We start from the raw sequence: 11679 nt of genomic DNA on the forward strand, positions 1-11679 counted from the left end.
TGCGACGGATCCCTCGGATCCGCAGCACTCACGCGTCCGTACGCGCGGCACCCGTGCCGTGCGCCCCTTCGCGCCTTCACCTCGCTGCACCCTCCCCTCCCCTCGCTCCACCCTGCTTCCGCACCGCCGTAGAAGGGCATCCACCTCGCCATGCGCTCCTCCACCCTGACCTCCGCCTTCGCGCTGATCACCGTCGCGGCCCTCGGACTGACCGCGTGCGGTTCCGGCGACGCCACGGACGCGGCGCCCGCGGGCGCCGCGAAGAGCGACAAGATCCCCACCCAGGACGTGACCTCGTCCGTACGGGAAGACCCCGCCGCCGCGAAACTCCTGCCCGCCTCCGTCCGGAAGAAGGGCAGCCTGAGACTCGCGGTGACCGTGGGCGGCACCCCGCCGGGTTCGTCCTATCTGCCGGACGGGAAGACGATCGCCGGCCAGGACGTGGACTTCGCGCGGGCCGTCGCCAAGGTGCTCGGCATCGAGCTGCACCAGGAGGTCGCGAGCTTCGAGGCGATCCTGCCGGCGCTCGGCAGCGGCAAGTACGACCTGGGCACGGGCAACTTCGGCGTCACCGACGAACGCCGCAGGACCATCGACTTCGTCACCTACATCAACGACGGTCAGGGCTTCGCCGTCCGCGAGGACAGCGACCTCAAGAAGGTCACCGACCTGAAGCAGCTGTGCGGGCTGAACGTGGCGACGGGCGCGGGCACGACGTTCGAGGCGACGCTGGAGGAGAACAAGGGCGTCTGCGCGGACACGGGCGAGAAGGCGTACAGCGTGAAGACGTACGCGGAGTCGAGCGCGGTCTGGTCGTCGCTGCAGCAGGGCCGCTCGGACGTCGTGATGAGCACGATCAACGGGCTGCGCTACGCGGTGGAGCACCAGGAGGGGCTGCGCTTCCTCAACGAGTTCCACCGGCTCGACGTGGGCTTCGCGTTCAAGAAGGGCACCCCGCTCGCGCCGGCCTTCCAGGCTGCGGTGAACAAGCTGATCGCGGACGGCACGTACACCCGCATCCTGAAGAAGTGGGGTACGGGGCCGTCCGCGATCGAGCGGTCCCGGATCTCGCCTCCGGAGATCAAGGACTGAGCCGGGCCGGGCCGGAGGTCAGACCCCGACCGGGCGGCGGCCGCGGGTGCGGACGCCGATGACCTGGTCCATGAGCGCCCCGAGGACGTCACGGACGGAGGCGCGGGCCCGCGCGTCGCACTCTACGACCGGGACCTCGTCGCCGACGCCGAGCGCCTCGCGGATCTCGGCGAGCTCGAAGCGCTCGGCACCGTCGAACCGGTTCACGGCGAGCACGAACGGCGTGCCCTGCGCCTCGAAGTAGTCGAGCGCGGGGAAGCAGTCCTCGATGCGTCGCGTGTCGACCAGCACGATGGTGCCGATCGCGCCCTCCACCAGGTCGTCCCAGAGGAAGGAGAACCGGTCCTGTCCCGGGGTGCCGAACAGGTAGAGGGCGAGGGAGGCGTCGAGGGTGATCCGGCCGAAGTCCAGGGCCACGGTCGTGGTCGTCTTGCCCTCGACGCCGTCGAGCGAGTCGACACCGAGCGACACCTGGGTGATCGCGGCCTCGGTGTCCAGGGGTTCGATCTCGGAGACCGCACCGATGAACGTGGTCTTGCCGACGCCGAGTCCACCGCTGACCACGATCTTCACGGCCAGCGGCGCGCGGCGTTCAGAGCGCCCTGACATGGTCTCTGATCCTTTCGAGGGTGTGGAGCGGAAGCTCCGCGGGTTGCGAACAGGTCAGGTGACCGCTGACGACGAGGTCGGAGACGAGCACCTTGGCGACGCCGAGCGGCACCTCCACCGCCTCCGCGATCTGGGCGACGGTGGTGGCCTGCGCGCACAGCGCCACGATCCGCCGGCGCTCGAAGGCGAGGGGCGCGGCCCCCTCCACCGGGTCGGTGGCGACCACGAGCGTCTCCAGGCGCAGATCGGCCTGGGCGGGCAGCGCGCGGCCGCCGGTGATGATGAAGGGACGGACGAACTGGGTGTCCGCGGCGTCGTCGTCCTCCGCCCCACGGGGTCGGTCGGTGCTCATCGCGGCAGCGTCTCCCGCAGGTCGGCGATGAGCATCGGGTTGAGCAGGTCACCGGCCCGCTCGGCGAGGACGGCCATCTCGTAGCCGACGAGGCCGAGTTCGCCGCTGCTGTCGGCGAGCACGCCGAGGCAGGAGCCGTCCCGGATCGCGGAGACGAGCAGGAAGCCGCGGCCCATCTCGATCATGATGAGTTTGACCCCGTCGAAGCCGTAGCGCTTGGAGGCGCTGCGGGCGAGGCTGGACAGGCCCGACACGATCGCGGACAGATGGTCGGCCTCGGTGCGGCCCAGTCCGTCGGAGACCGCGATGAGCAGTCCGTCGGAGGAGACGGCCACGGCGTCGCGGACCCCGTCCGTGTTGCGGACGAAGTTGGCGAGGAGCCAGTTGAAGGTCTGCGAGTCGCCTCGCGTGTCGACGGTGCTCACTTCTCGCCCTTCCCTTCGGCTTCGGTCCCGGAGGTGCCCGAGGTGGTGCCCGAGGTCTTCGACTGCTCGGCGGCGGCCCGCTCCCGCTCCACGCTGATGGCGCCGCGCATATGGGCGCTGCGGAGGCTGGAGAGCATGCCCGACACCTGGTCGGGGCCGCGCTCGACGGCCGGTGCCGGGGGCGCGGGGCGCTCCGGCTCCCCGCTCTCCCGCACGACCTTGGCGATGGCGCTGCGCTGGGGGCGCTTGACCAGGCCGTTGCGGGTGCGGGCGGCAGACGGCGCGGCGGCGCTCACGGCGGCGGGTTCCCTGACCGGGCCCGGCTCCGGGGCGGCGTCCGCGCCCGCGCCGTGCGCCGCGGGCTCGCGCTCGGCGCGCGGGGCCGGCAGGTCGACGGGGCGGCGCCCGCCGTCGGCGGACTTCCTCCCGGCCGCGGCGGCCTTGGCGGCCTTCTTCTTGTCCTTGGCGGTGGGCTCGGTGAGGAGCGTCGCCGGGATGAGGACCCGCGCGACGACACCGGCGGCGGGGGCCTCGCCGAGCCGTACCTCGATGCCGCACCGGCGGGCGAGGGCGCCGACCACGAAGTGGCCGAGGAACCGGGTGGGTTCGGCCATGAACCCGGCCGCGCCGGACAGTCGTACGTTGGCCTCGGCGAGCGCCTTGCTGTCCATGCCGTGGCCGTGGTCGACGATGGCGACGAGGTAGCCCTCGCTGGTGCGCCGGCCCTCGATCTCGACCTCGGACTCGGGCGGCGAGAAGCTCAGCGCGTTCTCCACCAGCTCGGCGAACAGGTGGGCGACCTCGGCGACGTGCAGTCCGCTGATGTGCGCGGTGTCGACGCGGCGCAGCGTGACGCGGCGGTACTCCTCGACCTCGGAGAGCGAGGCGCGCAGGACGTCGGTCATGGAGAGCGCGGTGGACCAGGTGCGCGGGCTGGACTCGCCCGCGAGCACGAGCAGCGACTCGGCGTTGCGGCGCATGCGGGTCGCGAGGTGGTCGAGCTCGAAGAGGTTGGCGAGGGTGTCCGGGTCGGCGTCCTCGTGCTCCAGCCGGTTGATGAAGCTGATCTGACGGCGGACCAGGTTCTGGTTGCGGCGGCCGAGGCTGACCAGCGACTCGGTGGCGTTGCGGCGCAGCACGGCCTGCTCGGTGGCGAGGTCGAACGCGGCGCGCTGCACCCGGTCGAAGGCCTCCGCCACGTCACGGACCTCGGCGCCCGCGTGGGCGTCCGGGGTGAGCGGCTCGGGCGGGTCGGGCTGTTCGCCGTCCGCGGCCTGTACGGCGGCGACGGCCTTGGGCAGCCGGACCCCGGCGACGTCGCGGGCCTGGTCGGCGAGCCGGCTGAGGGGACCGGACACGGAGCGGACGCAGTTGCGGGCGAGCGCGCCGACGGCGGCGGCCATGACGAGGGCGAACACCAGGAAGAGCAGCAGGTCGAGGCCCGCCCGGCGTTCCAGTTCGACGGCGCGGGCCTGGATGTCGTCGCCGATGGAGACCTGGACGCCGCGCAGGCCGTCGATGGTCGCGGTGATCGACTGGTACCAGGACATGGGCGGGATGTCGCGGGCGGAGAGCTTGCCGGCGCCGCGCACGGCGTTGTCCTCGTAGTCGAAGGTGCGCTGCGCCTCGGGGGTGCTCAGGGCGTCGGCGAGGCGCCGGCGCTCGCCCGGGGTGGCGGTGCGCGGCACGGCGTCGAGGGCGGCGAGCCGGCCGGCCCGCATCTGCATGAAGCGGCTGTAGTCGTCGCCCCTGAAGCGGCCGCCGGCGTAGAGGGAGCCGAGCACGATGGCGCGCTCCTCGCCGGTGAACTCCTTGGCGTTGCCGATGACCTGGAGGGTGCGGAACGCGTCGCGCAGCTGCTCGTCCTGGACGTCCTCGAGGCCCAGGTCGGGGCGGTCCAGGGCGATCAGGGTGCTGGTGAACCAGTTGAAGGTGGGTTCGACCTTGGCGGTGCCGTTGTCGGCGGACTGGCGGATGCCGGTGAGGGCGTCCAGCCGGCCCATCGTGGCCCGCACCGTGTCGGCGGCCTCGTCGTCGTGCTCGGTGAGCGTGTTCTCGAGGGTGGTGCGCGCGGCGTCGGTGGTCTTGCGCTGCGCGGTCATCGGGGCGCGGAACGAGGTCACGCCGCCGACGTAGCCGAGCGTGAGTCCGCGTTCCTTCTGCAGCTCGTGGACGAAGGCCTGGAGGGTGATCTCGAGCCTGGCGTTGGCGGCGCCGTGGGCCGCGTTGCGGTAGTCGGAGACGTGTCCGGCCGCGATGACGCCGAGGAGGGCGAGCAGTCCGGCGAGACAGATGCCGAGGATGCGGAGCAGGCGGGACCGGATGGTCCGGGGTTTCACGGAGCGGGCGACGGCGTCCTTCACCGACGTCGCCGGTGCGGGGGGCGATGCAAGATCCACGTAATGGCCTTATAGAGAGGGCGAGTTGTCGAAACGTGCGGGTTTCTGTGCACGGTCAACGACCCTCGGGACCTCAGGTCACCCGTCCGGCCGGGGTTTTATATGGACACAACATGAATCGCCTTGATTCCGGGTCCATACAGGGATCCGCCCCTGTCCCGGCGGAGCCGAACACAGGGGCGGTGGGCCACTCCCAGGGGTGAGGGGCGGCGCTCAGCAGTCGCAGCAGGAGAGGCACTCGCAGCACTGGCAGCAGGAGCAGGCCTCGCAGCACGAGCCGTCGCAGTTGCTGCAGCAGCCCTCGCGCTTCTTGCGGGACCAGGCGCCCTCGTACTCGTCGGCGCAGCAGACCTTGCAGGTGCAGCAGAGGCCGATCGCGGCGAAGCAGCCGGCGAAGAAGCCCCGCTTCTCGGGCCGGGGCGGCTTGGCCGGGTCTCCCCCGAAGCCGCCGGATCCGTCGCCGCCGCCCCCGCCGCCGGGGCCGTACGGTCCGCCGGGTCCCTGCGGGCCGCCGCCGTAGGGGTTGTTGGAGCCGTAGGCCTGGTCCGGGGTGAAGGAGCCGTGGCCGGCCGGGCCGTAGGGGCCGGGCTGCTGCGGGTGGCCGTGGCCGGTGGAGCAGGTGGTCGTGCCGAAGGCGCGGTCCACGGAGCGGCCGAGCTCGTGCGCGAGCAGCAGGTGCGCGAGCCGGCCGTCGACGAAGTCGACCTCGCGCAGGGCGAGCCGGATGCCGTGCACGGCGTCGTCGGCGAGCCGGCGGGCCTCGGGCAGCGGGGTGTCGGTGGCGGTCAGCGGGTTCCAGGCACCGGTCTCGGCGTCGGCGCCCTGGTCCTCGACGGCGTCGAGGAGGTGGGCGAGCCGGCCGAAGAGCCGGCCGGCCTCGGCGAGCGGCTCCGCGTTGTGCGGGCGTCCGGCGAGCACGGCGGTGTGCGCGAACGCGGCGGCGGTCGCGGTCTCGGTCGGTTCGGTGACGGTGAGCACGGAGGTGCCGGGTCCGGCGAGGGACTCGACGCCGGCCTGCCGCTCGACGGCGTCGATCAGCACGGCGGTGTCGAACCCGACGTCAGATCCCGTGCGCGCGCCCGCCTTTCCCCAGCTCGCGGCGACCTTGCGGGCCGCGGCGGCGACGGGCCTGCGGGCGAAGACGCCGTCCCGGTCGTCGACGTGGTCGCGGACCTTGGCGGAGGCGAGGACGAGCGAGACGGCGGCGGCGAGCCGGGCTCCCTCGCCCTGGGCGACGGAGGCGGTGCGCATGCCGCGCAGGGGGCAGGGTCCCGCCTGGCGGCGCCACCCTCCGGCCTGGGTGCGCTCGGCCTGAGCCTCCGTCAGGACCGAGACCAGCAAACCGTCATAGTTCGTGACAATTCTGGCGAACTGCCCGTGATCGCCGCGCAGCGCCAGGCAGAGCCCGCACAGGTGGGCCATCCACTGCGTCTTGAGCCCCTCGCCGAGCCGATGGCTGCAGGGCCTGACAATTCCGAACAAGGCGACTCCCCCGTGCGCCGGATGACGATGCGTCAACTGAGGCGCCACGCACCGTCACCGCGTGATGAATCCCGGCGATCCCGGAACGACGGCATCGTACCGAGCGGATCCGGCCCCGGGTTCGTTCACCCGTACGCACCGCAACTCACCCAAACGCCGTGAAGAATCATATTTCACTCACTGTCAGCAGCGGTACCCCGTGCACCCCTTGGGAATGCCGGGATCACGCCGGGTTGACTGTGCACCAGTACCGTCACGAAAACCCCGCGCGGCGACTATCCACTTGGCGCCGCATCTGCATCATGGACGAACATTGGGGATGCACGACATGCGGAACACAGAGGGACCGCTGTGAGAGGAGGCGTCCATGGGATCGGTGCGCAAGGCGAGTGCCTGGCTTGGCCTCGTCGACGACAATGATGACGAGCGTTACTACGACGACGACTACGCCGAGGGGTCCGAGCCCGGAGACGCCTGGGTGACGGACCCGCGGGTGAAGGTCGCCAGCGAGGAGGCCGAGGAGAAGGGCCGCCGGATCGGCACCGTGACCCCGGACAGCTTCCGGGACGCGCGCCGGATCGGCGAGATGTTCCGGGACGGTGTCCCGGTGATCATGAATCTCACCTCGATGGACCCCACCGACGCCAAGCGCGTCGTCGACTTCGCGGCCGGTCTCATCTTCGGTCTGCGCGGTTCGATCGACCGGGTCGCCACCCGGGTGTTCCTGCTGACCCCGGCGGACACGCAGATCGTCTCCGGGCGCGAGGCGGCCGTACAGCCCGACGGGTTCTTCAACCAGAGCTGACCGGCTCCGACGGGGGCGACGGGAAGGGGTGCACCGCCCGGCCGCACGGCCGGGCGCCCGCCCTGTCCCCGCGGCGTCGGTCAGACGACGGGCGACTCGGCCCGGGACGAGGGACGCCGCTGAGCGGCGACCTCCGCGCTCCCGGCGCTCTCCACGCCCTCCGCGTCCGGCGCGCACTGCGCCGCCGGCGCCTCGCACTCCATCCGGCGCGGCAGCTTCAGCGCGGCCAGCGCGCCGAGCAGCAGCAGCACCGCGCTGACGATCAACGTCACGTGCAGTCCGTGCACGAACGCCGCCCGCGCCGCGTCGCGCAGCGAGGCCTCGGCCGAGCTCCCGAGCCGCGCGGCGATCTGGTACGCCTCGCCGAGCGAGTGCCCCGCGGCCTCGCTGTCGGAGGCCGACACCCCGGTGACCCGGGCGAGCCCCGGCGCGTACGCCGCGTTCATCACCGAGCCGAGCAGCGCGATGCCCATGCCCGCGCCGAGCTGGTACGAGGTCTCGCCGATCGCGGCCGCGCCCCCGGCGTCGTCGGCCGGCGCCTCCGTGAGCATCGACTCGTAGGCACCGAAGAGGGTGCTCTGGAAGCCCAGGCCGAGCAGGACGAAGCCGGTGCCGAGCAGCCACGGCCGGTCGTTCTCGCCCATCAGGACGAGCAGCAGCACCGCGCAGGCGGTCAGCGCGAAGCCGTACGCGACCATGCGGCGCGGGCCGAGACGGCGCAGGTTCGCCGAGCCGAGGACGCCCGCGGTCATCGCCGCGAAGGTCAGCGGCAGCATGCGCACGCCGGTCTCCAGCGGGCTGAGGTCGAGCACCAGCTGGAGGTACTGGACGGCGATCAGCTCCAGGCCGACGAGCGCCAGCATCGCGATGACGATGCAGCCGACGGAGGAGGAGAACGCGGCGTTGGAGAACAGCCGCATGTCGATCAGCGGGTGCTCGCGCCGGCGCTGGCGCCGGACGAACAGCAGGAGCAGCGCGACGCCCCCGAGGAAGGGCAGCACGGCGCCCGCGTCGAGGAGGTCCCGCTCGATGCCGAGTTCCTTGATGCCGTAGACGACGCCGAGCACGCCCAGGGCGGCGAGGAGGGCACCGAAGAGGTCCCAGGGGCCGTCCGAGCGCCCCTTGGACTCGGGCACCAGGAGCCGGCACAGCGGGAGCATGACGGCCATCAGCGGGATGTTGATCAGGAAGACCGAGCCCCACCAGAAGTGCTCGACGAGGAAGCCGCCGAGGACCGGGCCGGTGGCGGCGCCGACGGCGGAGACCGCGGTCCACACGCCGATGGCGACGGCCCGCTCGTGCCGGTCGGGGAAGACGTCCCGCAGGATCGACAGGGTCGCGGGCATGATCATCGCGCCGCCGATGCCGAGCAGCGCCCGCGCCGCGATCAGCACCTGGGCGCTGTCGGAGACCACGGCGAGCGCGGAGGCGACGCCGAACAGGGCGTAGCCGAGCAGCAGGATCCGGCGGCGGCCGACGCGGTCGCCGAGGGTACCGAAGAGGATCAGCAGGGAGGCGCAGACCAGTGGATAGGCGTCGCCGATCCACAGCAGTTCGACCGAGGTGGGCTTCAGGTCCTCGGTGACCGAGGGCAGGGCCACGTAGAGGATGGTCGAGTCGAGCGCGACCAGGAGCAGACTCGTGCACAGGACGACGAGGACGATCCAGCGATTGGTGCGGGCCCCGGTGGCGGTCAGCCGATGGCGCAGGCGCCCGGTGGACGTGCTCGTCCCGGACATGCGTACCTCCCAGTGGTCCTCGCGTTCGGCGGATCCGGGGGCGGGGACTGCCCACGGTCTCCGGCTCGGGAGGAGCGGTCTCCCGGCCCCGCGGCGAAAGGCGAGTGAGCCGTCAGAGTACGCGAGTTCGAGCGGGTGACACGTGGCGGACCTCTCATGGAGTCGGGGAGCGGGTGTGGCGTACGCCACTTCCGGGTGGGGCGCGGACCGGGCCCGGCCTGCGGCGACCGGGGTCCGGGCGCCGATAATCGGGGCCGTGACGGACGATGATCGACGAAGCCGACCCTCGCCGCGCCGGGCCGCCCCGGCGCTGCTCGCCTACGCGGGCGTACGCGCGGCCGGCCTGCTGGCCCTCGCCCTGTGGAGCGCCGCGGCGGGCAAGAGCCCGCACACGCTGCTGACCGCGCGCTGGGACTCGCTCTGGTACACCCGGGTCGCCGAGCACGGCTACGGCTGGTCGGTGACGCTGCCCGACGGGAGCGTCCACTCCAATCTGGCGTTCTTCCCGCTGCTGCCCTGGCTGGAGCGGGGCGTCGCGGCGCTCTCCCCTCTCTCGTACGCGGACGCGGGACTGCTGGTGAGCTGGCTCGCCTCGCTCGGCGCGGCCTGGGGGATCTTCGCGGTCGGTGACCGGCTGTACGGGCGCCGCGCCGGAGTGTGTCTGGCGGTGCTGTGGGGGGCGCTGCCGGTCGGGATCGTGGCGTCGATGGCGTACAGCGAGGCCCTGTTCACGGCGCTCGCGGCGTGGGGTCTGTACGCGGTGCTGCGGGAGCACTGGGTGAGCGCCGGGCTGCTCGCGGCGGCGGCCGGTCTGACCCGGCCGATCGGCGCGGCGGTGGTCGCGGCGGTGTGGGTGGCGGCCGCGCTGTGGGTCCGGCGGGAGCGGCGGGTGCCGTGGCGCCTGGTGCTGGGGGTGCTGCTCGCCCCGGCGGGCGCGGCGGGGTACGTGCTGTGGGTGGGCCGGCGCACGGGCGGCGGCCTGCTCGGCTATCTGGACGTGCAGGAGCAGTGGGGGAACGGATTCGACGGGGGCGTGGCCTTCGCCCGCTTCGTCGCCGACAAGTTCACCTCTCCCCTGGGCGCGCTCGCCGGGATCGGGCTGATCGTCGGGGTCGCGCTGGTGATCTGGCTGTACGTGGCCGGGGTGCGGCAGGGCCAGCCGGCGCCGCTGCTCGTCTACACGGGGATCGTCGTGGCGCTCGCGCTGTGCGCCTCGGGGTACTTCGGTTCGAAGCCGCGGCTGCTGCTGCCCGCGTTCCCGCTGCTGCTGCCGCTCGCGGTGGGCCTGTCCCGGTGGCGGACCGGCAGGTCGGCGGTGATCCTTGGGGCACTGACCCTGGTCTCGGCGGTGTACGGGGCGTTCTGGCTGAACGGTTCCGGTCCTCCGTGACCGTCCCCGACCGTCCTCGACCGGCTCCGACGGGCCCGATGAGCGGACAGAGAATTCCGTGCCAGCAACCGGTGAACACTTTCATAATCGCCCCAGAACGAGCCGTGGAAAACGATCACTGAATTCTGTGGGCCTTCTCTCCGCGGTTACCGGAATCCGTGGAATAGGCGGCATCCTGAGATCAATCCCACATCACATCGTCATCACAAAGCCACTGTTTCGACCTGGTCCGCCGCGCGCCCGCTGTAGCGTCGATTGGGTGCGTACCGAACGAAACCTGACCCGGCGCGTCGAGCGGGTCTTCGCCCGGCTCGACCGCGAGCCCGAACGGCCGGTCATCCTGGACCCACCCAGGATGAGCCGGCACCGGGTCGTGCTCTTCGGGCTGACCCTGGCGTTCTACCTGGCCATCGTGGTCGCCGTCCTGGCCACCACCCGCCTGGTGGAGTTCGACTGGGAGGTCATGTTCTTCCGGCCGTACCAGCAGTGGCCGGAGGTGCACGCGTTCCTCGACTACTGGGTGGTCCTGGGCCAGCGCGGCCCGACCGCCGTGATGGTGACGGCCTGGCTGGGCTGGCGCTCGTGGCGCCAGCACACACTGCGTCCGCTGCTGATGTTCGGTGCCGCACTGCTGCTGCTCAACCTGACGGTGGGCGCGGCCAAGCTCGGCATGGGCCGCCTCGGCCCGCACTACGCCACCGTGATCGGCTCGAACGAGATGTGGCAGGGCGGCGATATATTTCCGTCCGGCCACACGGCGAACGCGGTGGTGACCTGGGGCATCCTGGCCTATCTGGCCTCCACGCCGCGGGCCCGCCGCTGGTTGTCCGCGGTCTCCGCGGTGATCTCCCTCAGCGTCGGCCTCACGACGGTCTATCTCGGTACGCACTGGCTGAGCGACGTCCTGCTGGGCTGGGCCGCGGGCCTGCTGATCCTGCTCGCCCTCCCCTGGTGCGAGCCGCCGGTCGCCCGGGTCGAGGCGGTCATTCTGGCCCTGCGGGACCGGCTGCGGTCCGGCCGGGGCTCCACGGCGCCGGTGCCGGTGCCGCAGCCCGTCCCGGTCGCCGCGATGGAGCCCGCCCGGGCCCCGGCGCCCGCCGACGAGGTCCGCACCCACGAGCCGGTCACCGCGCGTCCGGGCCGGCACGGCACGCTGCTGCCGCCGGGCCCGCACACCCCGCGCGGCGAGCGCACCCCGGCCACGCCGGCGGGCAGCCGCCGGCCGACGACGGAGCGGGTGCCCCGGGTCGGCGCACTGAAGGGACGAGGGGAACTGCGCGAGCAGCCCCAGTGACAGGACGGCGGGCCCCGGTACGCACAGCCGGCCCGCGCGCCCGAGCGGGGCCGGGGCGGGCGGCAGGCGGGGCGCGCGGGGCGGCGGGGCGA

General features: G+C 72.6%; 10 protein-coding genes. 4 read left to right on the forward strand and 6 right to left on the reverse strand.

The window, feature by feature from the left end:
• Nucleotides 1-150: 150 nt before the first annotated feature.
• Complete coding sequence (locus ACFW9D_RS21915) at nucleotides 151-1092, forward strand: ABC transporter substrate-binding protein (protein ID WP_384624017.1); 942 nt, start codon at nucleotides 151-153, stop codon at nucleotides 1090-1092.
• Nucleotides 1093-1110: 18 nt separating this feature from the next.
• Here ACFW9D_RS21915 and ACFW9D_RS21920 read toward each other — a convergent pair whose 3' ends face one another.
• The 5 genes from ACFW9D_RS21920 to ACFW9D_RS21940 all read right to left on the reverse strand — a co-directional run bounded on the left by ACFW9D_RS21920 (nucleotide 1111) and on the right by ACFW9D_RS21940 (nucleotide 6359).
• A complete protein-coding gene (locus ACFW9D_RS21920) occupies nucleotides 1111-1701 on the reverse strand; it encodes an ATP/GTP-binding protein (RefSeq protein ID WP_188339763.1) in 591 nt (196 codons plus the stop codon).
• Nucleotides 1685-2053 (reverse strand): DUF742 domain-containing protein, encoded by a 369-nt coding sequence (locus tag ACFW9D_RS21925; RefSeq protein WP_188339762.1) that lies wholly within the window; start codon nucleotides 2051-2053, stop codon nucleotides 1685-1687. The genes ACFW9D_RS21920 and ACFW9D_RS21925 overlap by 17 nt, the downstream gene beginning before the upstream one ends.
• Entirely contained in the window at nucleotides 2050-2478 is a 429-nt protein-coding gene (locus tag ACFW9D_RS21930) for a roadblock/LC7 domain-containing protein (protein WP_188339761.1), read from the reverse strand. The genes ACFW9D_RS21925 and ACFW9D_RS21930 overlap by 4 nt, the downstream gene beginning before the upstream one ends.
• The gene (locus tag ACFW9D_RS21935; RefSeq protein ID WP_384624020.1) at nucleotides 2475-4877 is read right to left on the reverse strand and encodes a nitrate- and nitrite sensing domain-containing protein; all 2403 of its coding nucleotides are present in this window, start codon (nucleotides 4875-4877) and stop codon (nucleotides 2475-2477) included. Before ACFW9D_RS21935 ends, ACFW9D_RS21930 begins: the two co-directional genes overlap by 4 nt.
• Nucleotides 4878-5090: 213 nt before the next feature.
• The gene (locus tag ACFW9D_RS21940; RefSeq protein ID WP_384624022.1) at nucleotides 5091-6359 is read right to left on the reverse strand and encodes a DUF5685 family protein; all 1269 of its coding nucleotides are present in this window, start codon (nucleotides 6357-6359) and stop codon (nucleotides 5091-5093) included.
• Nucleotides 6360-6726: 367 nt separating this feature from the next.
• Here ACFW9D_RS21940 and ACFW9D_RS21945 point away from each other — a divergent pair, with 367 nt between their 5' ends.
• Complete coding sequence (locus ACFW9D_RS21945) at nucleotides 6727-7164, forward strand: cell division protein SepF (RefSeq protein ID WP_188339758.1); 438 nt, start codon at nucleotides 6727-6729, stop codon at nucleotides 7162-7164.
• Nucleotides 7165-7244: 80 nt separating this feature from the next.
• Here ACFW9D_RS21945 and ACFW9D_RS21950 read toward each other — a convergent pair whose 3' ends face one another.
• Nucleotides 7245-8903: an MFS transporter gene (locus tag ACFW9D_RS21950; RefSeq protein ID WP_188339757.1), complete on the reverse strand. Its 1659-nt coding sequence runs from the start codon at nucleotides 8901-8903 to the stop codon at nucleotides 7245-7247.
• 256 nt (nucleotides 8904-9159) lie between these two features.
• On the opposite strand from ACFW9D_RS21950, the gene ACFW9D_RS21955 reads away from it, so the two are divergent.
• Together ACFW9D_RS21955 and ACFW9D_RS21960 are read left to right on the forward strand one after the other, a co-directional pair.
• The gene (locus ACFW9D_RS21955; RefSeq protein ID WP_384624025.1) at nucleotides 9160-10293 is read left to right on the forward strand and encodes a hypothetical protein; all 1134 of its coding nucleotides are present in this window, start codon (nucleotides 9160-9162) and stop codon (nucleotides 10291-10293) included.
• A 259-nt stretch (nucleotides 10294-10552) separates the two neighbouring features.
• Nucleotides 10553-11587 carry a phosphatase PAP2 family protein gene (locus ACFW9D_RS21960; protein ID WP_188339755.1) on the forward strand — a complete coding sequence of 345 codons (1035 nt, stop codon included), beginning with the start codon at nucleotides 10553-10555 and terminating at the stop codon, nucleotides 11585-11587.
• The last annotated feature ends 92 nt before the right edge of the window (nucleotides 11588-11679 follow it).

This window comes from Streptomyces sp. NPDC059524 (genome assembly GCF_042749255.1).
In the GTDB taxonomy this organism is placed as follows: Bacteria; Actinomycetota; Actinomycetes; order Streptomycetales; family Streptomycetaceae; genus Streptomyces; species Streptomyces xanthii.

Bases quoted from the DNA above. Each gene is read 5' to 3' on its own strand.
- ACFW9D_RS21915 (WP_384624017.1), top strand. From the start codon at position 151: ATGCGCTCCTCCACCCTGACCTCCGCCTTCGCGCTGATCACCGTCGCG.
- ACFW9D_RS21920 (WP_188339763.1), bottom strand. From the start codon at position 1,701: ATGTCAGGGCGCTCTGAACGCCGCGCGCCGCTGGCCGTGAAGATCGTG.
- ACFW9D_RS21925 (WP_188339762.1), bottom strand. From the start codon at position 2,053: ATGAGCACCGACCGACCCCGTGGGGCGGAGGACGACGACGCCGCGGAC.
- ACFW9D_RS21945 (WP_188339758.1), top strand. From the start codon at position 6,727: ATGGGATCGGTGCGCAAGGCGAGTGCCTGGCTTGGCCTCGTCGACGAC.
- ACFW9D_RS21950 (WP_188339757.1), bottom strand. From the start codon at position 8,903: ATGTCCGGGACGAGCACGTCCACCGGGCGCCTGCGCCATCGGCTGACC.